The sequence below is a fragment of the Cardinium endosymbiont cEper1 of Encarsia pergandiella genome (assembly GCF_000304455.1).
Taxonomy (GTDB): Bacteria; Bacteroidota; Bacteroidia; order Cytophagales; family Amoebophilaceae; genus Cardinium.
In genome coordinates this window covers 227,672-251,904 of the sequence record NC_018605.1, presented here as the reverse complement: position 1 = coordinate 251,904, position 24,233 = coordinate 227,672, and the positions used below count along the sequence as shown (strand labels likewise).

The window sequence follows — 24,233 nt, the reverse complement described above, 5'->3', positions numbered from 1 at the left end:
ATGTATAAACGTAATCTGCTTCATCAATTTGGTTGTAATGCAAAGGCTTTAATAAGTAAAAAATTAAACCTTTTTTGTTTTGTAATTTTATTGGGCTATGTGCTCGTAGCAGTAGGTACTAAAGTAGGATGGCTAGGCGCTGATTGGCATAGAGAAGTGGGGGAGGCGTATCAATCCCCTAATGCGCTCCATTATTTTGGTACAGATGTCTTAGGTAGGAGTGTTTTGGCTAAGATTTTACATGGTACCGAAGTAGCCATGACGGTTGGATTTGTAGTAGCGTTAGGTGCTGTTTTGCTTGGCGCTACTTTTGGTATAGTAGCCGCTTATTTTGGTGGTGTAGTAGATACATGTGTCGTTTGGCTTTATACAGTTGTAACGGCTATTCCCACTATAATTTTATTGATGGTCGTTGCCTTAGTATTGGGAAAAGGTATGCGCACGATTTGTATTGCACTGGTTGTAACAGAATGGACGGAGACCTGTCGTTTGATACGTGCTGAAGTAATCCGCCATAAATCTAGAGAATACATCCAAGCAGCTTCAGCCATTGGCGCTAGTAGTGCCCGTAAAATTTTTGTACATCTATTGCCCAATATACTACCCTTAACCATTTATCAGTTTTCTTTGGTTTTTCAAACTGCTATAAAACATGAGGTCATTCTTTCTTACTTGGGGATTGGCGTTCAAAACAAGCCTAGTTGGGGCATTATGATTAATGATGCCAAAACAGGGTTAGTAAGAGGTATTTGGTGGGAGCTTTTTTTTGCCACAATGGCCATATTTTTACTGGTATTTGTGTTTAATATTTTAGCTGATACATTGCGGGATCTATTAGATCCAAAGTTAAAAGGTCGATAGGCATGGAGGAAAAAATTCTTGAAGTTAGAAACTTAATGACGCAGTATACCACTGGTAAAAATAGGGTCACAGTGGTTAATAATGTCTCCTTTGATCTTTTTTCAGGTTGTTCACTAGCCATTGTTGGAGAATCTGGTTCTGGTAAGTCCGCTATGGCCCTTTCACTGATGCGTTTGATTGAACCGCCTGTTGGTACCATTACCGGACAGGCCATTTTGCTAGAAGGAAAAGATATCTTACAACTTTCACTAAAGGAGATGCAAGAGATACGTGGGAATCGTATCTCCATGATTTTTCAGGAACCTATGACGGCGCTCAACCCAGTTTTTACCATTGGTGAGCAGATTATGGAAACCATTCAGTTGCATCAACAGGTTGCACCCAAAGAAGCAAAAATAGGTTGTATAGAGTTGTTAACACGAGTCGGCATACCCGCTCCCCATCAGCGCATGTTGGACTATCCACATCAGCTATCAGGTGGCATGCGTCAACGGGTGATGATTGCGATTGCATTGGCTTGTAACCCCGCCGTATTAATTGCAGATGAACCGACTACTGCTTTAGATGTAACGACCCAGGCCCAGATTATCGATCTCATACAAAGACTGCAAGCGGAAAAGAAAATGGGCATTATATTGATTACCCATGATCTTGGCATAGTAGCTGACGCATGTGATGAGGTAGTAGTCATGTATGGTGGTAGCATTGTAGAAAAAAGCCCTGTAGAAACTATTTTTAATGCTCCATTACATCCCTATACACAGGCGTTATTGGATGCAATTCCTCCTTTGTCTGATGGTAGTCGTCCCCAAAGACTACGTACGATTAGTGGCGTAGTGCCTGCTTTGTCTGATCTGCCTATAGGTTGTCCTTTTCAAGACCGTTGTCCTTATGTAAAAGAGCTATGTAGGGCAAGTAAACCACCGCTTCAAGAAGTCAGTTGTGGCCATTCTGTGGCCTGTTTTTATCCCTTACAAGCGATTGCTAAAGATTAAAGCTATGCAACATAAAGAAATTTTATTAGAAGTGGATCGCCTTTGTAAGACCTTTTCGGTAAGCCATCATCTCTTAGGCCATACCATTGGTAAAGTATCTGCGCTGCATAATGTAAGTTTTACTTTATATAAAGGGGAAACACTAGGCTTAGTAGGCGAATCCGGTTGTGGTAAAACCACACTGGGTAGAACTATTTTGCGGTTGCTTGAGCCTACTAGTGGACGTATTATTTTTGATGGGGTAGATATTACCCATTGTAGTGCGCGCCAGATGCGCAGCATGCGGAAAAAGATGCAAATTATTTTTCAAGATCCTTATGCTGCTTTAAATCCTAGGATGGCTATCCACCAAATCCTAGCAGAACCTATACAGATTCACCATATGGCTGATGGAAAAGCAGCATCTACCAAGCGCATCTATCAACTATTGGATTATGTCCAGTTGCCTAGCACTGTTTTGTACAAATATCCACATGAACTTTCTGGAGGACAACGCCAACGTATTTGTATAGCAAGGGCATTAGCCGTTGAACCTACTTTTATCGTTTGTGATGAAGCCATTGCTGCATTAGATGTTTCCGTACAAGCTCAGGTTATTAATCTTTTAATGGATTTGCAAAAAGAACTAGGGTTAACCTATCTCTTTATTTCACATGATTTAAGGGTTATAGAATTTATAGCTGATCAGGTTGCCGTAATGTATTTAGGCAAGATTGTAGAAGCTGCCCCAGCAGCAGAAGTTTATAAAAACCCTACACATCCCTATACGAAAGCGCTTTTTTCTGCTATACCTACTATGGATCCATCCAAGAGCAAGGAACGGATTATTTTGCAAGGAGATATTCCTAGCCCAAGGAACCTGCCTACAGGTTGCTGTTTTCATCCACGTTGTTGGAAGGCTGTAGAAAAATGTAGCTATATCCAGCCAGAATTGGCTAAAATAGGCGGGGAAAATCATCAAGTAGCTTGTCATTTTCCAGAGATAGATTAAATATTTAATCTATTTATAGTTTAAAATCAGATGATAAAATATTATGTATCAACGCTCAGAGCTAAAAAATCTTTCTATTTTAAATCATCAAGAAGTAGTTAGAGTGAGAGGAAGAGTCTTTTCCAAAAGAGATTGTGGACGTATATTATTCTTGATTGTACGAGATGGTATCGATACCTTGCAGGCCGTTCTAGTAAAAAATAAAGAAGGCACTGATGGTCAGCTATCTATAGAAGACTATAATCTATTGCGTAAAATTGAAAACGAATCTTTTATTGAGCTAATCGGTACAATTTATTGTGCGGAGCAGCCTGTATCGGCTTGTTCTCAACAATCGATTGAATTAGCTATAATCGGTTATACGATACTCAGCAGATCTGTACTAGATTTACCCATTACACTCAAAGAGGCAGCAATTAAAGAAGATCAAAAAACTGAAAGTCAAGACTTTTCCTCTATTCGCTATGTAAAACGATTGAATAATCGCATATTAGATTTGCGTACCGATTTGGCACAAGCTATTTTTCGAGTCAATGATGGTATGCTTTTTTACATACAGTCCTACTTACGAAACCATGGGTTTATAGAAATTAAAACACCCAAGTTAATAGGCGGGGCCTCTGAGGGAGGGGCAGATGTATTTAAGGTAGACTATTTTGGTAAACCTGCTTGTCTGGCACAGAGTCCCCAGTTGTATAAGCAAATGGCGATTATGGGTGATTTCAAACGGGTATTTGAAATAGGTCCTGTTTTTCGTGCCGAAAACTCAGACACCAATAGACATCTTACAGAGTTTATAGGCGTTGACCTTGAGATGGTTATCGATCAGAGCTATATGGAAGTAGTCCATCTAGTATATCAGCTATTGTTGGATCTGTTTGATACATTAAGTAAGAAATACCATCGAGAAATCGCTATTATACGATCTTGTTTTAATCTGCTCCCACTAACTTTTTCATCAGAATTGGTCGTTATACCTTTTCCAGATGCCGTTTCCTTTCTAAAGGCCTATGGCAAAGAAAGAGGAGATTTCGACGATTTATCTAAGGAGGATGAAAAGCAGCTAGGTGTTATTGTAAAAGAAAAGTATCATACAGATTTGTATGTGATTACCCATTATCCATCTAGTGTCCGTCCCTTTTATACCATGGTTGACCCAAATGATGGCCGATATACCCATGCCTATGATTTTATGTTACGAGGTGTAGAAATCCTTTCCGGTGCACAGCGGATACATGATTACGTTAGTTTATCCCAACGCGTTGCGCAGCTCGGCATAGCGCCCACTACCCTAGATCATTATTTGAATGCATTTAAATATGGAGTGCCGCCTCATGCAGGCGTTGGTATGGGGCTAGAACGGATGTTAAAATGTTTTTTAGGGTTACCAGATGTACGTTACAGCAGCTTATTTCCGCGTGATCCTAAACGGTTGTATCCTTAATAACGCTATGTATTGTGATGTGATCATACCATTTCAGGTCTATTTTTAACCATTTATAAATTTTAATTCCCTACTTATGGAGCCAACACCATCGGATCGTATTATCCCAATTAATATAGAGGATGAAATGCGGGATGCCTACATAGATTATTCTATGTCTGTGATTGTCGCTAGGGCACTCCCCGATGTGCGCGATGGTTTAAAACCTGTGCATAGGCGCGTATTGTATGGTATGTATGAGCTTGGTCTTAGTCAGAGTAAAACTTACAAGAAGTCTGCAAGAATTGTGGGGGAAGTATTGGGTAAGTACCATCCACATGGTGATGTACCCGTTTATGAAAGCTTAGCCCGTATGGCCCAAAGTTGGGCACTCCGTTATCCGCTCATAGAAGGGCAAGGTAACTTTGGATCCATCGATGGAGATGCGCCTGCCGCTATGCGTTATACCGAAGCCCGTTTGGTACGCGTTTCGGAAGAGCTTATTAAAGAAATAAATAAAAATACTGTTGATTTTCAGCTTAACTTTGATGCCTCTTTAGAAGAACCCGTTGTATTACCTGCTAAACTTCCCAATTTGCTTTTAAATGGCGCTTCTGGTATTGCAGTCGGTATGGCCACCAATATGGCGCCTCATAATCTATCAGAAACATTAAGCGCTATTGTAGCCTATATTGAGGATCATGATATAACCATTCCTGACTTAATGGAATATATGATTGCCCCTGATTTTCCTACTGGAGGCATAATTTATGGCTACAGTGGGGTACGTGAAGCCTTTCAAACAGGCAAAGGGCGTATCCTATTGCGCGGGAAAGCTACAGTGGAAGTGTCTGCCAATGGGAAAGAGCAAATTATTGTAACAGAGATACCATATCAAGTGAATAAAGCGGTTATGATAGAAAGGACCGCACAGCTGGTTAACGAAAAAAAAATAGAAGGGATTGCCGATATTCGAGATGAATCTGACAAAGAAGGTATGCGTATTGTGTATGACCTTAAGCGGGACGCAATCGCCCATGTTGTACTCAATAACCTCTATAAACAAACCCAGTTACAAAGCTCTTTCAGTGTGAACAATGTCGCCTTGGTGGAAGGTAGGCCTAAAATTTTAAACCTCAAAGCACTTATTGTTCATTTTGTAGACCATAGACATGAAGTATTGGTACGAAAAACCACCTTTGATTTAGAACATGCAAAAAAGAAAATACATCTGTTAGAGGGTTATCTTATTGCTTTGGATCATTTAGATAAGGTTATCGCATTGATTCGTGGTTCAAAGGATGCAGAGATCGCTAAAGCTGCATTGATGGAGACCTTTCCTTTGAGTGCGCTACAAGTAAAAGCCATTCTAGAGATGCGTTTGCAGCGGCTTACAGGTTTAGAACGGGCTAAGATCATAGAGGAATACCATCAGGTACAGAAACTGATTGACCATTTATTGGCTGTATTGGCTGATAAACCGCTTCGTATGCAGTTGATTAAAGAGGAGTTGATGGAACTGAAAGAGCGTTATGGCGATGCACGTAGGACTGTAGTGGAATATGAAGCAGATGCCTTTACCATGGAAGATATGATTCCAGATACTGAAATGGTCATTATGATTTCCAATCAAGGTTATATTAAACGCACACCACTGGTTGACTACCGTCTACAAGGTCGAGGGGGTGTAGGAGCTAAGGGCATTACTACTAAAAAAGATGACGTTACCGCCCATCTATTTATCGCTACTGCGCACCAATATTTGCTAATATTTACCGAATATGGTAAAATCTATTGGGTAAAGGTGTATACCATACCAGAAACTAAGAAAGCTACACAAGGAAAAGCCATACAAAACTTAATCAATATAGCGCCTGGAGATCAGGTCCGTAGTATCATTCAAGTTAGGGATTTGCAAGATCAGACCTATGTGGATCAGCATTATGTCGTTATGTCTACTAGGCAAGGAATCATTAAAAAAACACCCCTTCGTGCCTATGCTATCCCACGTGCCAATGGCATTCATGCGATTGTAATTCGAGCAGGCGATTCGCTATTAGATGTACAGCTGACCAATGGTACCCATCACATTGTATTGGCCTTGGCCTCTGGTAGGGCTACACAATTTAATGAACAAGATGTACGTCCTATGGGACGGGTAGCTTCCGGCATAAGGGGCATCACCTTAGCCCATGAACAGGATCGTGTAATTGGCATGGCCTGTTTCCCGACATCAGATTGGGACGTCTTGGTAGTTTCTGAAAATGGGTATGGCAAACGTTCCTCCCTTTTAGATTATCGTATTACCAAAAGAGGCGGTAAGGGAGTAAAAACCATGCAAATTACTGAAAAAACCGGAAAGCTAGTGGCCATTCATGCGGTAAAAAACCAGGATGAATTGATGATTATGAACCAAGCTGGTTTGGCCATTCGGATACAAGTAAGTACCTTACCCCTTATAGGCAGAGCGACACAGGGTGTTCGGTTGATTCGATTGGGACAAGAGGATAAAGTAGTTTCTGTAGCTAGAATAGATATGTTAGACGAGGTAGATGGGCCAGATCATAAAGTGCCATCCGATGTAGCAGAAATGGGTATAGCTCCAGCGTCGGGTGATCAAGTTATAGAAGAAGATCTAGCCTTACGAGAAGAAATTGAAGGTTTAGATGATCCAATAGAAGATTAAACTTTTTTATGGCTCAAGTTGCTATCGTTTGGTTGCGGCGTAATTTGCGCCTACAGGATAATAAGCCTTTTGCAGCCGCATTACGGCATGTGGATAAAGTTTTACCCATTTTTATTTTTGATACCACTATTTTAAAGCAGTTTCCCAATCCTTATGATAGGAGACTCTCTTTTCTAGCCCATACGCTTTGTTTACTCCATGATGCATTAAAAAGGTTAGAAGGCAGCCTTTTCGTTTTTCATGGCACACCTTTAGAGATTATTCCTAAACTGGTTAACGATTTAAAGGTTGAAGCCATTTATGCCGATGAAGATTATGAGCCAGCCAATATAGAACGCGATAGAACCCTTCAAAAAGCATTGGCGCCCCATTGCACCCTACATCTATATTGTGACCATTTGCTTATAAAGCCGGGTACGATGCGCACCCAATCTAACCAGCCTTATAAAGTATATACCGCTTATATGAAAGCATTTAGGGCCTATATAGCCGCTCAGGGAGCGTTGGCACAGAATAGGCTTCTAATAGAATATAACTATACCTTAGAGGGGAGATTATTTATCCCTTCAGCGCTAGATGGTAGATCTATTGACTTGAATGTAGGGGTGGAAAAAGTTTTAAAACAGGTTGGCTATATATATAAAAAAGATAGCCTATGGGATCCTAAAAATGGCGTTAATCCATTAGATGGTTTTCTTAAAAACCAGGTAGACCATTACAAAGCAAATCGAGACTTTTTAGAGCTGAATGGGACCAGCAGATGCGGCCCCTATTTAAGATTCGGGTTGATATCTATTCGCTCCTGTTATCGCAAGGCATGTGCATTGGCCTCAAATGTAGGCGTTACGACTTGGATCAATGAATTAATTTGGCGTGAATTTTATGCAAATATTTTATACCATTTTCCAAATATTATCCATGAAGCGTTCCAAGAAAAATACCGCCATACCATACCTTGGAATAGCAAACCAGAAGATTATAATCGGTTTGTCCATGGGCAAACCGGTTATCCAATCATAGATGCAGCCGTTCAGCAGCTATGGTCTGAAGGATGGATGCATAATAGAGCAAGAATGATTGTAGCCAGCTTTTTTAGTAAAAATCTACTTTTAGATTGGCGCAAAGGTGAAAGTTTTTTTGCGCAGCACCTTATGGATTATGAGCTCGCTTCCAATGTAGGAGGGTGGCAATGGTCCAGCGCTTGTGGAGTAGATGCGCCCCCTTATTTTCGAGTTTTTAATCCTTATCTACAAGGAAAAAAATTTGATCCCGATGGTCACTATGTCAAAAAATACTTACCAAGTCTAGAAAGAGTACCTGGACACATCATCCATACTATGGATTTTCATACCTTCCATACCGATTATCCTAAACCGATGGTGGATTATACATTATCTAGAATACGTGCCATAGAAACTTTTAAAAAAATAGGAGCGTAGTGGCCCGAAAAAGAGCCTGTATATTTCGAGCGTATAGTAGGAAGTTGGATTTGTGAGGCAACGCACAGGTGGCCTCCGTTGTTCTGGAATTTGAGTGTAAGATTTGTCCCATAAGTTATTTTTCCATTTGTTTGTTGAACTATATAATATACCACAATTATCCGGGACTAAACAAATAGACTGTATCAGGTTAATGGCTTGTTAGATTGTTTATTTTTTCTGTATTTGGTTAGTAAATAGTGTGCCATAATAATAGCTAGACCATTCATTAATATACAAGGAAAGTAGCTGTTATTTGTATGAATTATAGGAAATATCCACTTATGCCATGCAAAAACAGATAGTAGTCCGGTAGACATGCCTATTAAAGTGACAGGATAAGTAGTACGTAAGCCTAAAACAACTAAAATAAATGGAGCTATTATTGTTGGCATATAAAAAAGACCATACCATGTCAGAATTCTTACTAGCGTAATGCTAGAATAATTAAAAGCCAATGCCAGCGTGAGTAGTGTCACAGCGAATAGAGCTGTACGCGTTACTAAGAGTTGGTAAGCGTGCACAAATCTTCTTAAGAAAGGTATACTTCTTAGTATGTCATAACCAATTATAATACTAACTACATGTAATCTAGAATCAACTGTAGACATAGCACAAGATAATGTAATAAAACAGACCATTCCTTTTAAAGGAGTAGAAGCATGAGACAGAAAATGGTCCCAAATACATTCACTTTTTATATGTGGAAACCAGTAAAAAATAAATAAGCCAACTATTAGCATACATAGTGTAATCATAGTACAAAAAATACCAGCATATAAAAATGCCTTTCTTGCTTGATTGGGACTAGAACATATATATACATTATGAACCATATGTGGACCTATAGCACCAAAAGGAAAAGCGAGGTATTGAAGTATACTTGTTATCTTATTATTATCATCATAATACATAAGATTATGTAGTTCGAATTGTCTTTTAGATTTTAAAAAATGAATAAATTCAATAATTTGGGTACCTGTTTTTTTTAAAACTAACCAAGTTAGTACAATAAGGAGTGTAGAGAAAACAATACAGTGCCATATATCTGTCAATGTAATAGCACGCGCACCACCAGACATAGCATAAACAAGTATGATTACTGTAATTAGTGTAGTAATAACTAGTGGACTAGCTGAAGTTATCAATGGGCTAACTGTATTAGATATAACCTGAATTTGTAATGAGATCATAATGATCGCATGGAAAACCTCAAACAGAGCAGTTATCAGTCTGCCATAACTACGAGATAAAGTAGCCATCGTCTCTGGCATCGATAGATTATGCATAAACTTGTACATATGTCCTGATAACCAGCTTAATAATAATAATGGAAAAACAGCAATACCTATTCTATAAGCTATATAAAATATCCCCATAGAACCATCTACTATACTACGTTTTAGCAGTGTACCTGCACAATGCGTAGCGGATATAGTAGCTACTATGGTAGCTGTAGAAAATTGTTTATGACCAATGGCATGTTGCTGAAAGTTCGAAACCTTTCTATTTAAAGAGAAACAAGAAATTACCAATGTTAATAGCAAAAATACTCCAAGTAGTATCAATAAAACATCAAGTGACATAATGTAGTTATGGGTTATTTTGCATAAATATTTTTTAACGTGAATTCTGAATTATAATATATTTTAATTTTATAAACAGTTATAAAATAATTTAATAAAATTTATTTATAAACAGTTGTATAAAGAATATATATTATATAAATTACTTTTGTTTATCAGGTTTGTATATTAAAAATTACTTGATAGAATCAAGTAAAATAGCTAATTTTTAGCAAAAATACCAATAAAATACTCTATTAATACAGTTGTAAATCAAGTAGATAAATCCATATGGGTTACTGTTCCTCCCCCAAAACTAGTAGCCAATATTGAAGCTACTAGCATAGCTGTAGGAAACCGTTTGTTGCCCACAGCATATTCCCGAAATGTGGTCGCTGGTTTACTAGCTAGTCCTACTACCAAGTTCAATACTAAAAAGCCACCTACTATTAGGAACAGTGTGTTAAATGATAGCATACATCACTTCTTATTGAGGATAGAATCTATGAAATAATTTGCATATTACTTAATTTTTACTACATATACAAGTGGTTTGATATCTTTGGTGTATAAAGGTTAAGCACTATCTTGTGCGTTAGTTAGGTAAATTGTAGAGCGATATAAGGTAAGTATTACAGCCGTTTTTGATCAAAAAAGTTTAAATTAGCTATTGCACATTAGGATTATACAATACAATGGCCTCCCTTACTTCAGCAGAAAAACACTACCGATTGGCACTTTCTTTGGTACCAGGTATAGGTGCGGTTCGGTTGAAAAAATTATTGGCCTATTTTGGCAGCGCTCAAGCAGTCTTTGCAGCTGCACATAAAGGCAATACTTTTCTGCCCTATACACTAGCTCAATCGATCACCTCAAGCAGTAGTTTGGCTCGGGCAGAAAAAATCCTACAGTTGCATGCATCAGAAGCCATTCAGTTGCTAACCATAGAGGAGGATATCTATCCCAAAAGATTGTTAGACTTACCAGATCGTCCTGCTATCTTGTACTATAAAGGGCAAGCCCTTTTGAATCAACAGCGGGTAGTCACCATTGTTGGTACCAGACAATTGACACCCTATGGGCAAGCCGCTATTACTAAGTTTTTAGAAGAACTTCTTCCCTATCAGCCCCTTGTAGTCAGTGGTTTGGCCTATGGAGCAGATATATGGGTCCATAAGCAAGCATTAGAGATAGGGCTCACCACTGTAGCCGTTTTGCCTACAAGTTTGGATCAGATTTATCCTACTGCACACAAAAAAATAGCTTTGGAGATGTGTGGGGGCAGCGGAGGATTACTCACGGAGTATCCCATAGGAAGTGGCCTAGGTCCCTATACTTTTGTAGCCCGCAATAGAATTTTAGCTGGTTTGGCAGATGTAACCATAGTTATTGAAGCTAAGGAAAAAAGTGGTGCATTAATTACCGCTTACTATGCCAATAGTTATCATCGGGAAGTCTTTGCTTTGCCAGGTAGTATCTACTCAGCTACTGCCGCAGGATGCCATCGATTGATTAAACGTAATCAAGCACATCTTTTGACCCATATCGATGACTTGGTCTATATCATGAATTGGGAAGTCGACAAGCCATCTCAATCAGATACTTATCTTAACTATCCACTTACTGAATCAGAACAAACCGTTTTTATCCAGGTTCAGGAAGCTACGCAACCCATCACCATTGATGCTTTAATCCATGCTACGGACTTGCCACCTGGGATCTTACAAGCCGCATTATTGTCTTTAGAGTTACAAGGATTATTACATGCCCTACCAGGTAAGCGTTTTACAATAGCTCCTATCTATAGCCACAACCGTAAAGTATGATTTATGTAAAGAATTTAGCTAAATTTGAGGTAGCTTAAATGGCATGCATAGATCAACATCATTCAATATATGTTTAAAGTAGCGACTTTATATAAATTTGTACCCCTAAGTGACCTAACTGCGCTACAGCAGAAACTTCAATCCATATGTAAAGCCCTAACCGGCACACTACTGATTGCCCCAGAGGGGATCAATGGTACCATTGCTGGTTTACCTGGTTCATTGGATCAGGCCCTAGCTCATCTAACGGCTATGCCATCATTTAACGATTTGTGGTATCAATATTCTGAAGCCAGCACTAAACCATTTCGCCGTCTAAAGATTAGGATTAAAAAAGAAATTATTACTATGCACCGGTCAAAAGGTTCATTTATGCCACTACGTGGTCGCCACGTCTTAGCCAAAGACTGGAATCAAACTTTAGAACAGGCAGCGCTTGTTATTGACGTCCGAAACGATTATGAATGTCGATTGGGAAGTTTTTCCGGTGCCTTAAACCCGCATACCACCTATTTTAGTCAATTTCCTACTTTTGTTGACCAAAATTTAATGGCTTACAAAGGGCAACCCATTGCGATGTTTTGTACAGGAGGCATCAGATGTGAAAAAGCATCTGCTTATATGTTGGCCAATGGGTTCAAAGAAGTGTATCAACTCAGTGGTGGCATCCTACAATATTTAGCCCATACCAAAGTAGATCAATCCAAATGGCAAGGCGAATGTTTTGTTTTTGATGAGCGCATATCCTTAGACCATGGATTAAAAAAAGGAAGTTGCCTACTTTGCTATGGTTGTCGTATGCCTTTAACCCCAGCAGATCTAGATGCAGATTACCAACCTGGTGTGCAGTGTAAATTTTGTCTAAAAAATAAATAATATAGGGCTATGCATAAAGAAATGAATCCGATAAACCTTTTAAGCAGTACTTTAAGGTTAAATATATACAAATGAAAGGCTATTTATTTCCTGGTCAAGGGAGTCAATATATAGGGATGGGCAAAGCGCTTTATCAACATAGCAAACGCGCACGTCAAATGTTTGCAACAGCTGATCGGATCTTAGGTATGGATTTGACACAGGTTATGTTAGAAGGTAGTTTAGAAGCGTTAAAACCAACTACTGTTGCACAGCCTGCTATTTTTTTATATGCGGTTGCAACCGCTTTCCTAAGTGATGCGTTTCATCCAGCAGCCGTGGCAGGCCACTCTTTAGGCGAAATAGCCGCTCTGGTGGCCAGTAAGGTTATTCCATTTGAAGATGGCCTTTATTTGGTAGCGGTCCGTTCTAAAGCGATGCAAAAAGCTTGTCAGCTTTGTCCCGGTACAATGGCTGCTGTATTGGGTCTAACGGACGAAGTAGTTGAAGCAATTTGCGCAAGGATTACACAAGAAGTTGTCGTTCCAGCCAATTACAATTGCCCAGGACAATTGGTTATTTCAGGCAGCCAAGCAGGTGTCACCTTGGCCATAGAAGCTTTGATACAAGCAGGTGCGCGAAAAGTAATACCCTTACAAGTAGAAGGAGGGTTTCATTCTCCACTTATGGCGCCTGCCCAGGAAAATTTTTCCACTGCACTTGCCTCTATTTCTTTTGCTAAAGGGACTTGTCCTATTTATCAAAATGTGACTGGGTTACCCGTTACCGATCCCCAAATCATAAAAGAAAACTTACTGCAGCAGTTGGTTGCACCTATTTATTGGACAAAAACCATTCACCATATAGTGCAAAATGGCATTAGCGAATGCATTGAATGTGGTCCAGGAACTGTTTTACAAGGGTTAACCCGAAAAATAATTCCTGATTTATCCATTGGATCTCTTCAGCTAAGCTATTTGGAAAGCTAGTAGTCTAGTAATTTAGCGCTTACCCAAAGATTCTAGTAGTTTCCTTAAAGCTTGGCCACGGTGTGATACAATATTTTTCTTTTCTTTTGTTAATTCAGCTGCTGTAAGACCTAGCTGCGGATCATAAAAAATAGGATCATACCCAAAACCGTTATTACCTTTAGGTTCACGCCTTACCAAACCCTTCCATATACCATGACATACCAGTGGTGTGGGATCTTCGGGGTGGCGTAAATAAACCAATAGACAATCAAATTGGGCTTGACGTTCATTGTCTGGTATATTTTTCATCTCTGTTAATAATTTCTTCATATTATCTTGATGAGAAGCATACGGACCACTATAGCGTGCTGAATAGATACCTGGTGCACCGTTTAATGCATGAACAGAAATACCTGAGTCCTCAGCAATAGCAGGTAAGCCAGTTACTTTTGTGGCATGACGTGCTTTTAAAATAGCATTTTCTATAAAAGTTAGCCCAATTTCTTCAATTGAACTTATACCTAGATCATTTTGAGCAATAATATCAAATTTGAATCCTTTCAGCAGTTCAGACAATTCAGCAACTTTACCAGGATTGGCTGTAGCTAATACTACTTTTTTCATAAAGTTTTCTTAATGTTTTAAATCAAAAATAGCTATTTACCAGCTTAGGAGCGGATAAGGTACCTTTAGCGCTGCTTGTTCTGGGAATGGTTTAGCAGGAGACAACAATATATTGGCAAAGGGACTTTTACCAATATACAAATAAATAAGTTAGTATACTACACATATAATATATATGCTTTTGTGCTATGTAAGCAAACCGCCATCTACCTGGATGACTTGTCCCGTAATATAGTTTGATGCATCAGAAGCTAAAAAAAGCGTACAATTCGCTACGTCTTCTGGAAGTCCTACCCGCTTAAGCGGAATATTTTGGATCCAGGCTTGTTGAATCGATGGCTCCATTTGGTCTGTCATAGCGGTGGCTATAAAGCCTGGTGCAATAACATTCGCACGTATGTTTCTACTACCTAGTTCTAAGGCAATTGACTTGGTAAAACCAATTATACCAGCCTTAGAAGCTGCATAGTTTGTTTGTCCAGCGTGGCCACTAATGCCTACAATAGAAGCTATATTGATAATAGAACCACTGCGTTGCTTAAGAAAGGTTTTAATAGATGCTTTGACAGCGTTAAAGACAGATTTTAAATTTATATTTAATACTGCGTCCCAATCTGCTTCTGGCATACGCAATAGCAAGTTATCTCTAGTAATGCCTGCATTATTAATCAATACATCTAGTCCACCAAACCTATCTATTGTATCTTCTATTACTTTATGCGTAGCCTTAAAGTCAGAAGCGTCTACATGCATAGACTGAACCTTAACGCCAAAAGCACGCAATGCTGCTTCTGTAGCTTGTACCGCTTTTAAGTCAGATTCACAATAAGTAAAAGCAATATGGCCACCTGCCTCTGCCAATTTAAGTGCAATGGCTTTTCCGATTCCTCGTGTGGCACCTGTAATAAATATTCTTTTTTCTTTTAGATGCATATCGATTATATGGTTCAAGATTAAAATTAAGTTATTAGTGTTTTACCATGGCTATATTTAATACATTTTGAATATGTAGCTGCAATTCGTCGCTTATAGTCACTAGCTGCATTTGTATCGCCAATGGTAGGTAAAATTTTTGGATTAATCTTGCCTTTTCTATCTGTTTTTCAACTGTGTGACCAGCAATTGTTCTTGCGTTATGCAACACATCTGCTAGCCTGACCAGTATAGCATCATGATTTTTATTACGTATTATAGCTTCAATATAGGTAGTATAATTATCTTTTTCGCTTGGTAGTTCTTTTTCTAAATGGGCTGCAACCCGTACAATCTGTGTAATATAATTGCCAAATAGTGTGGTTAAGCCTGCTTCTGTAAGAGGCGTGTTTTGTACTACATCATGTACTAAGCCAGCAATAATAACATGCGCATCATCTGTTATATTCAGTAAGATGGAAGCCACTGCCATAGGATGTAAATACGATAACTCACCTGTTTTTCTTCTTTGCGTTGTATAATAAACTTTAATCAATTGCAGTGCATCTATAACTGTATCAATGTCCAGCTCTTTTTTCTGCTTAACTTTTTCTAAAAAATCTGCTTCTTGTTGCATACTTATTGGATCTAACTCTGTCCTTTTTGTATGGACCACAGGTGAAAGCGTAGCAAATGCCTTCGTAATTTCCTTTACGTTTACAGGTATTACGTATAAATGGGTAATAGCTGATTCAGAATTGAAGCGTTCATAGTAACCATAATGTGCATCGACGATATGTTGATTTTCTGAATCAATTTTTTCCTCATTTCCATCTAATATTTGAATATCTGCCATTTCTGTTACTTTGTATAAAGGGCGTATGATAGGCAAACGTGTAGAAGTTGTGATGATCAAGCTAATCGCATTTACTTTTTGTAATTTGCCCTCTAAAAGTGTTAACCGATAACCTAATTTTGTATCATCTATATAGATATATATATCATTTTCTTTGTGGTCATGTAGGGTATTATATGCACTACAGGAGTATAAACTATTAATGATTAGGTTTTTTATACTTTCTATAGCACATTGTATATAGAGGTGTTTGGTATCTATCATCACATATGGCGCATTATATATATTGTTCGTTTCGATGGCATCGAAACATTCGGCCAATAGTTGATCAATGCTAATCCAATTGGTAGTTAAATAGAGGTTATGTTTTAGGTGGTTAAAAATACGGTTGCGATACTTTTTTAACATAGCAGCTTGTTCTGAATAAGCAAGAAAGCGCTCTTCCGGTTTTTCCAATCGAGTGAGTTTGTTATTCAATTGAGATATAATACAATTGCTTTCATAAGCAAGTGCTTCTATTTGTTGTGTATTAAAAAATTGTTTTGCATTGTGTTCCTCTTTTTCAGAAGTTAATGCTTGTATAATGGATAAAAGTTTTTCTACGCCCTTATTATGATAGAGCAAGCCACCAATTAAAAGAAAGAGCATAAATATTCCATATGCAATGGTTATATTCAGGTCTAAGAAGCAAGCTATAAATGTATTACTACTCATATAGTGGAAGATGATCCAGGTCATGATCGCACTTATCATATATCCAAACCATACCACAATCGATGGAGTTATAAAGATAGCTAAGGCTAGATTAATCATAAAAATGATATTATGTATATGTGCGAATTTACTGAGTATAGCCATACCAGTTCCTACTAAGAAAAAGAAATAAATATGACTCAATGGCCATATTACTGATGCAATTTTATGGATATATGGTTGAGGAGTAATCGAGAGATAAACTAAGAAAAATGTAGCTACAACGAGGCTTGGTATAAGCACAAACGATTCTAATATAGTGTACCATTTGGGATTACTAGAGAAAGTATAAAAAGAGCCATAACCTGTCAACAAAATATAAAAACTAAAAAGTATATAAGGCAAAGGATCTTTTGGCCGTTGTTTTTGAAGGTAGTCCCAAAGGTTAAATTGCTTCATATGTTTCAAAGTATATTTGGACAATTTTTTCCATAATGGTTGTGTGTTGGATACTATTGTTTGGGCGAATGCATCGTGATATGATTTAGTCAGCTGTTTGCGTTTTACCATTTGAATAGCAATACTGCTCAGTAGATTCATGCCAATGGCTGACCATACACCATGTATACCTAGGTTAGATTCAAAACAGTACGATGCGATAGTGGTTAAACCACCTGTTAGCATACCTACTAAGACTGCATCTCGATGCAAGAAAATCCCAATTAAAGAGAGCAGTAATGGTACACTTATAACCGTTTTAAACAGCATAATGGCCATCCATATTACTTGATCTTTAGTGTATAGTGAAAGAAGTATAGCCATTATCCCTACTATAGCCTGATACAGAACTGGTTGTTTGACCCATTTAAATAAATTGGGTAAATCATTGGCCATTAAACCAGTAGCTGCATGTAAGTTTGCGCCTGCTGTAGAGATGGTTAAAGCTGCAATCCCTAGCATAAATAATGGTTTTAATTCCATATACGTAGCAGAGGTACTGCAGGGAATAGTTGATAGCATCAAGTTACAAGTATCTTTCTGTACCAATAATGCAACCCATACTAAAAGTAAGTTTATGCTTAGGGAAAAAAAACCAGCTCCATTAAAGGAACTTTTGATTTGGGTGGCATTTTTAGAAAGTACAATACGTTCTACCTGAGCAGGATAGAAACCGGGTATAGCAAAAACAGTAAAATAAGCAATATAGTCTAATGGATCAGTATGAAGGTCGATTAAGCTATTCCAGGAGTGTTTAATGGCTAAAGCAAGATGCATTTGATTGCCATTATACTGACTTACCATATATTTCCATACCGTCCAAGCCATCATGGGTAATAATATGCCAAAGGTAGTACAACGTACTACACGTACCAACGTTAGGGATTGTATGTTATTCGATCCAATACTAAAGGTTATCAAGAGCGCAGCTATAATCAAGCTACAATTTGCTTGAATAGGAAAAAACGAGCATATAGCAATCGAGAGTAGTTTGAATTGTATGGCCGCTACTCCTGCGCTATGTAATATGCCACATATGGCTACAATTTTTCGAATAAGATGGCCATAGAGCTTGCCCATTGTTTCTGCTACTGAACCATTGCTTAAAAAAAAATGCAAACGATTTGCGAGCAAGTTTCCTATTATAAAATAACTAATCGTATTACCTGCCAACCGTAATAAGTCATCTATATTAAGCGGATTACAGAGCACTTCCCCCCCATAGGTTATGGCTAAGATGGCCCCAATAATATTGGCTGTAGTAGATTGCGTATGCTGGGTACGAGGACGTCTAATGGACCGTATGCCAACAAATAGGTTAACCAATAGAAAAAGAAGAAAAATAAGACTGTTTAAATGCATGTAGAGCCCTTTTGTTATTTTGCTGAAAAAATATGCTTTTATAAGGATTTAACCCCACAATCGTCTATAAAATTTTAGATAACAAATGATAGGACCCGTAAACTCATTATTAAAGCTATACCAAGCCGTTAACAGTCAGTATTGAATCACTATTCAGGTGGCGTTCTATTTAGCAAGAATCTAAAATGTTCCAACGATTTAATAACTGCCCTATTGAACATAGGATAGTGGATGTTTTCCTCTTTCCCAGTATACACATATCCTATTAAAAAGACAAATTTAGAAGCAGTGGTCTCTAAAACATCATCCAATATGGATTTATGGATTCGATAAGCTTCCCGAAGCAACCGTTTTACACGATTACGTTGCACCGCAGAGGGGATGTTTCGTTTAGATACCGCAAATAGAACCTTATTGTATAAAAATAGCTCTTTCTTTTTTTGTAGATAAAACACACTACAGGGATGCAGCTTAAGCACACTACCCTGCTGAAAAAGCATACGTATATCGCTTCGGTTGACTAATCTATTGTACTTGGGGAATTTGTTTTTTCCCATGGCCAATAGCAGAAGGAGGATGTATTAACGTTTGTGCCTAAGTTCATCAGAAACCGTTAACTTAACCCGTCCTTTGGCACGCCTTCTGGCCAATACAGCGCGACCATTAGCTGTCGACATTCGCTCTCTAAAGCCATGTTTGTTGGTTCGTTTTCTAAGTGATGGTTGAAATGTTCTTTTCATAGCCGGTTAAAATCTTAAATATAGCTTTAGAATAAATAAAACCTTTACTTTTTATATGGTTCGTTTATATGTTCTTTTATGTATCAATCAATCAATCAATCAATCAATCAATCAATCAATCAATCAATCAATCAATCAATCAATCAATCAATATACATTATTTATAGATTAAGTTTTATCTTAGATAGCAATAACCAAATTTCATCCATTTGTTTATGGCATGCATGCGACCACGCTTAAATGAGTGTGCAGCTATTAAGTAGTGGCTTTGCCTAGAATGGTTACTGATTTTGCCTTAGCAAGGTAGGTAAATCTCTGATAGAATCCAAATGCTTGTATCTATCTATTTAAAAAATAGACTCATTTTCAATAAGTTATTATTTCTTGTTTTTTTGATGGATCGTCCTTTAAAATATTCTAATAATCTTGTAGTAATAGAAAACATTTTTAATAAGTATTAAATGGAAAGGCCAATTTAATATTTTCTTTAAAACAAATGCGGCAAACCCAACATTAATGATTTGGAGCATCTTGTAGATGAAAGGCGTATAAAACAACTATTAATCCAGCGGATACTGCTACATCTGCTATATTAAAAATAGGGAGGCAATATACATAATATCCTCCCCAAATAGGTAGCCAACTAGGCATAAGACCAGACCAAAGGTCAATATGGAGCATATCAATGACCTGACCATATAACCACTTCATAGGGGCATCTGTAGGCGCGTTATTCAAATAAACACCATAAAAAACGCTATCTATACTATTGCCAATAGCCCCCCCTACAATCAAACTCCATCCTAAGATCCAAGGCGCAGCTGCCTTTCTTCTTATGGATTGAATGATATACCAGAAGATATATAAAGAAGCCAAAACACGGAAGGTTGTAATCAATACTTTTTCATACTTGAAACCAAGATGCATGCTAAAAGCCATACCTGGATTCAAAGTATAGGTAAGTTTGAAGATATTGCTCAAAAGATTTATTTGTCCCTCTGTCCCCATTTCCATATGGGTATATACCCAAAGTTTAGAGGCCTGATCTGCAAGAACAATCAGCGATATTATAAAAAAGTACTTTACAAACTGTTTCATGATAAAATATTTTATAGGATAAAATCCTTTGTTTGCTCTTTTTTTTGAGATGGAAGCAATCGTTTACAAGCGTAGAATAGGAGCCCCAATCCAAAAAAAATAGACATATCTGCTATATTAAAAATAGGCAGCACACAGACCGCTTGCCCTCCCCAAATGGGTATCCAATCGGGGAGGATACCAGACCAAAAATCAATATGGAGCATATCAATAACTTGACCATGGAACCACTTCATTGGCGCTATATCGGGTGCATTGTTTAAATAAATACCATAAAAAACACTATCAATGCAATTGCCGATTGCGCCTGATACAAGCAATATCCATCCCCAAATCCAAATAGGCGGGGCAGCGTGTGCCAATAACCGAAGAATATGGATGGCTATATAAAAAGAGGCAAAAAGACGGATAAGCGTAATCAGTAACTTTCCATATTTAAAGCTAAATTGCCATCCGAAAGCCATACCATAGTTTAATACATAGGTAAACTTAAATAGGTCGCCAAAGATTTTAATATGGTGGTCTAACCCCAATGACATGTGACTATACACCCAAAGTTTACACCCTTGATCGGCAAGAATGATCAGCAACCATACTAAAAAGTATTTTAGATGTTTCTTCATGATACAATAAGGTCTAATTATGCTATATAGCGAGCCATCATTTGTTTATGTTGTACTTTTTTGCGCAAGGTTTTGATGGCATATTTTGTCTGTTTTCTGTAGTGGAATACGGATTAAAAGATACAAACTATAACCAAAAACATCGTCAAATTCTGCTAATCCGAACCCTGGAATATCAAATGGCAGAGTAGCTAGAGGCTTTTCTAGTTTTTTATTGAATTTGTAACGAGCCGTACAACCAATCGATAGCATAGGCATTAAATATACCTTCCCGCCTACTACCCATTCCCACCAGTGGACTATTTGAGCACCTTGTCGCTTTTTTAAGGAAGCGGATAAGCCATTAGGTGGCGTACATTTTGCTTCATTACACGACTTATCTGACGGGTGGTTGCACTGTAATTTATTACTTTCTAGTTGAAAATCAAAAAAACTTCTAGCATAACGAAAGCCTATAAAAAATTGGTTTCGGTCCATGGTAGGCGTTAGAAAATTATACCCTAACCCTATTCTAAAATAGTATCCCCTAGAGAATGTAAGGGAGCCTTTATCTTTCCTATGGTCACGTTGTATGGTCCCAATCCCATAGTCTAGATCCAGTAAGATGCGGTTAAAATCAATAGATCCATTGATTTCATAGGCAGAACCTGTCTTTTGGTACCAACCTAGACAAGTTTTTGCTAGATCTATACCCAGGCAGCAGGTAGTGGGCCAAATCCTATTGGGGGGCAACTGATCCTTGGCAACTATATACTGAGGTACCGCAGCCAACAAAAACAGCCCCAGAAATGGCTTAATAATATAACGTAACATTATTTTCCTCTTTATTAACATGCCTTCCCTCCTTTTTAGGGTTTCGCAATACTGGATCTTTGATTACGAAACGTTTGAAAATAGGCTTTTTACTATTTTTATCAAACTGTATATCTTTAATATAGTATCTTATTTGCAGCCCGCCTGCTTGAGGAGAAATCATGGAAACATTGGTTTCATAGTAAATAGTAACTTTTTGACGATACGGGTTTTGTTTATCTGTAGCCTCTATAAGTTCAAAGCTGACTTGATTGGTATTTGATTTGAGAGTTATGTTTAAAATTTCTTCTAATGAAGAATTTTTGTTACCATCAGGCAGCTTTATGTGAAACTGTAGCTCCGAAAGTTTTTCGCTACCCAAGTCTTCTGGTATGTCGGGTGCCCATTCATCCATTGCTTTTTTAAATTCAATATTTACTACATCTACATATGCACTTTCCCAATTTTTAAAGTCCTTACAGCCCCATAGGCCCAATAGCCATAAGTAGATAAAAATATTTCTCAGGTGGCTTAGCAATCCATGGGAAACCGAAAAAAAAGCAAACATGTAGCAAAAAAGTTTACAAATAGTGGTTCAAAAACCCTATAAAAAAGCTAAACCTAGATTAAGGCAGCGTGTGCAAAGCGATACGTTTGGATGGAGATTGCATGCTACTGCACATCAAAAAGGATAAAATTCAATCGTAAATTTACGTCTTAAAACGATAGCAAGCAAACCTATCATGGGTATGATGCCTAAACCATACTTTATTTTTTTAAGCCCTTTTTAGTAGGCAATTTTTTATCATGTAATGTAGCCAATGGTTCTGTTTGAGGATGATAAGGCATATAAGCTTGCTTGACATCAAAAGTAGGGATTGGTATACCTGAAATTTCATAGATCAATTTTTGGGACTTTAATCTATCGATGTATCGATCGATCACACTGAGCAAAATACGAACCCCTTTCAAACCTATACGGTCATCTTCTGCTATAATCGCATTTATGACCTTTTGATCTAGCATTGCCCGATCAATACCTTTTTTAGTAAGCAGCTGATCCACATAATCCGTTACAATGGCTTGCTTTTTTTCAATTCTAAAACCTTCATCAAAGGAGATGATTTTTACACGACTTTCTAAGGCCGCTGCCTTATCTGCGGTCAGGGTTTCTGTAAAAGTTTTATTGGCGATCAAAACAATTTTTATCTGGGAAATGTCAGGGGATGCGTTGTCATAGCGAGACAAGGGAATGGCTACTTCTTGTGCTTCTAAAAGCGTATGCAACAAACTATATACCTCTGTCCCATTATTGGATAGAAATCTGCCATCTTTATCCATGGCTAGGGCTTTATCAATTTCATCTAGTACAACTATTTTATTAGACCAGTTTTGCTCCTGACTCGTCGATTTTATCAGTGCCTCTGCTATCACCCCTTTTTCAGGATCAGAAGAATAATAACGAGCCCCATATACATTTTTATATTTAGATATATCGATAGATTGCAGGGGGAGTTGCAACAAAGCTGCCAATTGCTTCGCCAAATAGGTTTTCCCAGTTCCAGGCGGTCCCACAAATATGATGGGTGTTGATTTTTTAGTCAATTGACTAGTTTTGGCATCCTCAACTATAGTGGCAACCCACTCACCAATAGCCAAACGAACCTCGTCTGGATAGTTACACATGAACTGGTGTATAACTGCTGTATCAGGCACAATTTGCTTAGGACCTACAGGGAATTGTAAGACCTCTTTGATAGCGTTGGCGCGTTCATGACTATAATAGTCAAATCGTTGTATACACCAGATATGTTCACTCAATAGCTGTTCTATAAAACTTTGCATACTTATCGATAAAGTGTGTTTTCTTGCTTCATACTGTTTTTTTAAATGTATAGCTTCATTTAATCTAGGCTGGGATAACGAAGGACAAAACAACATAGCACAAGAACGCCCTATAGCTTTAAGTGGATCGGCAGCTAGGTTACCAATGAGTGGCGCCACTAGAGTAGATAATTCAAAGGGTTTGTTGCTAAATTTGTGTAGGGAAAAAATTAAGCCAGCTGACACGCATAACTGTGTACTAGATCGAAATAATTCGCCCATTTGCTCCTTTACAAAAGAATTTTGTTTGGTTCTTTTCTTTTTGTAGGGAGCTAACATAGATTTTGCTTGCTGCTTTGAAGAAGCTTTGATAGCAATAGTTGCTTGATGATAATCTATTTTTTGCGCTATACTACCTTTTTTTTTGATTTTGCATGGAGGGGAATTATATCCAGACCGCCCAATATAGCAAACATAAGATATAAACAGTTTCGTCTAAATAACATTGTGAAGTAAGAAGTATTAGATTGAAAAAAATAATTTGCCATAAAAATGTAGTT

At 37.9% G+C, this 24,233-nt stretch carries 20 protein-coding genes; 9 read left to right on the top strand and 11 right to left on the bottom strand.

Annotated features, from left to right (window positions below):
* From AL022_RS01125 to AL022_RS01100, 6 genes are all read left to right on the top strand, one after another.
* Entirely contained in the window at window positions 1–861 is an 861-nt protein-coding gene (locus tag AL022_RS01125; protein ID WP_014934397.1) for an ABC transporter permease, read from the top strand.
* Window positions 862–863: 2 nt separating this feature from the next.
* A complete protein-coding gene (locus AL022_RS01120; RefSeq protein ID WP_014934396.1) occupies window positions 864–1,856 on the top strand; it encodes an ABC transporter ATP-binding protein in 993 nt (330 codons plus the stop codon).
* Between the two features lie 4 nt (window positions 1,857–1,860).
* Window positions 1,861–2,847 carry an ABC transporter ATP-binding protein gene (locus AL022_RS01115; protein ID WP_014934395.1) on the top strand — a complete coding sequence of 329 codons (987 nt, stop codon included), beginning with the start codon at window positions 1,861–1,863 and terminating at the stop codon, window positions 2,845–2,847.
* Between the two features lie 43 nt (window positions 2,848–2,890).
* Complete coding sequence (aspS, locus tag AL022_RS01110) at window positions 2,891–4,291, top strand: aspartate--tRNA(Asn) ligase (RefSeq protein WP_014934394.1); 1,401 nt, start codon at window positions 2,891–2,893, stop codon at window positions 4,289–4,291.
* A 76-nt stretch (window positions 4,292–4,367) separates the two neighbouring features.
* Window positions 4,368–6,956 carry a DNA gyrase subunit A gene (gene gyrA / locus AL022_RS01105; protein WP_014934393.1) on the top strand — a complete coding sequence of 863 codons (2,589 nt, stop codon included), beginning with the start codon at window positions 4,368–4,370 and terminating at the stop codon, window positions 6,954–6,956.
* 8 nt (window positions 6,957–6,964) lie between these two features.
* Window positions 6,965–8,395: a cryptochrome/photolyase family protein gene (locus tag AL022_RS01100; RefSeq protein WP_014934392.1), complete on the top strand. Its 1,431-nt coding sequence runs from the start codon at window positions 6,965–6,967 to the stop codon at window positions 8,393–8,395.
* 185 nt (window positions 8,396–8,580) lie between these two features.
* Here the strand turns inward: AL022_RS01100 and AL022_RS01095 are convergent, their stop codons facing one another.
* A complete protein-coding gene (locus AL022_RS01095) occupies window positions 8,581–10,020 on the bottom strand; it encodes a sodium:solute symporter family protein (RefSeq protein WP_014934391.1) in 1,440 nt (479 codons plus the stop codon).
* A 674-nt stretch (window positions 10,021–10,694) separates the two neighbouring features.
* Between AL022_RS01095 and dprA the strand changes: the two genes are divergently transcribed.
* The 3 genes from dprA (at window position 10,695) to fabD (ending at window position 13,669) form a co-directional block, all read left to right on the top strand.
* Complete coding sequence (gene dprA, locus AL022_RS01085) at window positions 10,695–11,825, top strand: DNA-processing protein DprA (protein ID WP_014934388.1); 1,131 nt, start codon at window positions 10,695–10,697, stop codon at window positions 11,823–11,825.
* A 69-nt stretch (window positions 11,826–11,894) separates the two neighbouring features.
* Window positions 11,895–12,701 carry an oxygen-dependent tRNA uridine(34) hydroxylase TrhO gene (trhO, locus tag AL022_RS01080; RefSeq protein ID WP_014934387.1) on the top strand — a complete coding sequence of 269 codons (807 nt, stop codon included), beginning with the start codon at window positions 11,895–11,897 and terminating at the stop codon, window positions 12,699–12,701.
* A 71-nt stretch (window positions 12,702–12,772) separates the two neighbouring features.
* Window positions 12,773–13,669, top strand: a complete 897-nt coding sequence (gene fabD, locus AL022_RS01075; protein WP_014934386.1) for an ACP S-malonyltransferase — start codon at window positions 12,773–12,775, stop codon at window positions 13,667–13,669.
* A 12-nt stretch (window positions 13,670–13,681) separates the two neighbouring features.
* On the opposite strand, the gene rdgB is transcribed toward fabD, so the two are convergent.
* The 10 genes from rdgB to AL022_RS01030 all read right to left on the bottom strand — a co-directional run bounded on the left by rdgB (window position 13,682) and on the right by AL022_RS01030 (window position 24,012).
* Complete coding sequence (gene rdgB / locus AL022_RS01070) at window positions 13,682–14,275, bottom strand: RdgB/HAM1 family non-canonical purine NTP pyrophosphatase (RefSeq protein WP_014934385.1); 594 nt, start codon at window positions 14,273–14,275, stop codon at window positions 13,682–13,684.
* A 186-nt stretch (window positions 14,276–14,461) separates the two neighbouring features.
* Window positions 14,462–15,208: a 3-oxoacyl-[acyl-carrier-protein] reductase gene (gene fabG, locus AL022_RS01065; protein WP_014934384.1), complete on the bottom strand. Its 747-nt coding sequence runs from the start codon at window positions 15,206–15,208 to the stop codon at window positions 14,462–14,464.
* 34 nt (window positions 15,209–15,242) lie between these two features.
* Window positions 15,243–18,596 carry an HD domain-containing protein gene (locus tag AL022_RS01060; protein WP_014934383.1) on the bottom strand — a complete coding sequence of 1,118 codons (3,354 nt, stop codon included), beginning with the start codon at window positions 18,594–18,596 and terminating at the stop codon, window positions 15,243–15,245.
* Window positions 18,597–18,745: 149 nt separating this feature from the next.
* Entirely contained in the window at window positions 18,746–19,153 is a 408-nt protein-coding gene (gene rnpA / locus AL022_RS01055) for a ribonuclease P protein component (protein WP_083851388.1), read from the bottom strand.
* A 24-nt stretch (window positions 19,154–19,177) separates the two neighbouring features.
* Window positions 19,178–19,336: a 50S ribosomal protein L34 gene (gene rpmH / locus AL022_RS04220; protein WP_014934381.1), complete on the bottom strand. Its 159-nt coding sequence runs from the start codon at window positions 19,334–19,336 to the stop codon at window positions 19,178–19,180.
* Between the two features lie 513 nt (window positions 19,337–19,849).
* Complete coding sequence (locus tag AL022_RS01050; RefSeq protein ID WP_014934380.1) at window positions 19,850–20,434, bottom strand: lipoprotein signal peptidase; 585 nt, start codon at window positions 20,432–20,434, stop codon at window positions 19,850–19,852.
* 11 nt (window positions 20,435–20,445) lie between these two features.
* Complete coding sequence (locus AL022_RS01045) at window positions 20,446–21,057, bottom strand: signal peptidase II (RefSeq protein WP_014934379.1); 612 nt, start codon at window positions 21,055–21,057, stop codon at window positions 20,446–20,448.
* A gap of 45 nt (window positions 21,058–21,102) precedes the next feature.
* On the bottom strand, window positions 21,103–21,870 hold the full coding sequence (locus tag AL022_RS01040) for a DUF6048 family protein (protein ID WP_014934378.1): 768 nt from the start codon (window positions 21,868–21,870) through the stop codon (window positions 21,103–21,105).
* Window positions 21,851–22,417: a hypothetical protein gene (locus tag AL022_RS01035; protein WP_014934377.1), complete on the bottom strand. Its 567-nt coding sequence runs from the start codon at window positions 22,415–22,417 to the stop codon at window positions 21,851–21,853. Before AL022_RS01035 ends, AL022_RS01040 begins: the two co-directional genes overlap by 20 nt.
* Before the next feature lie 200 nt (window positions 22,418–22,617).
* Window positions 22,618–24,012: an AAA family ATPase gene (locus AL022_RS01030; protein WP_014934376.1), complete on the bottom strand. Its 1,395-nt coding sequence runs from the start codon at window positions 24,010–24,012 to the stop codon at window positions 22,618–22,620.
* Window positions 24,013–24,233 lie beyond the last annotated feature (221 nt).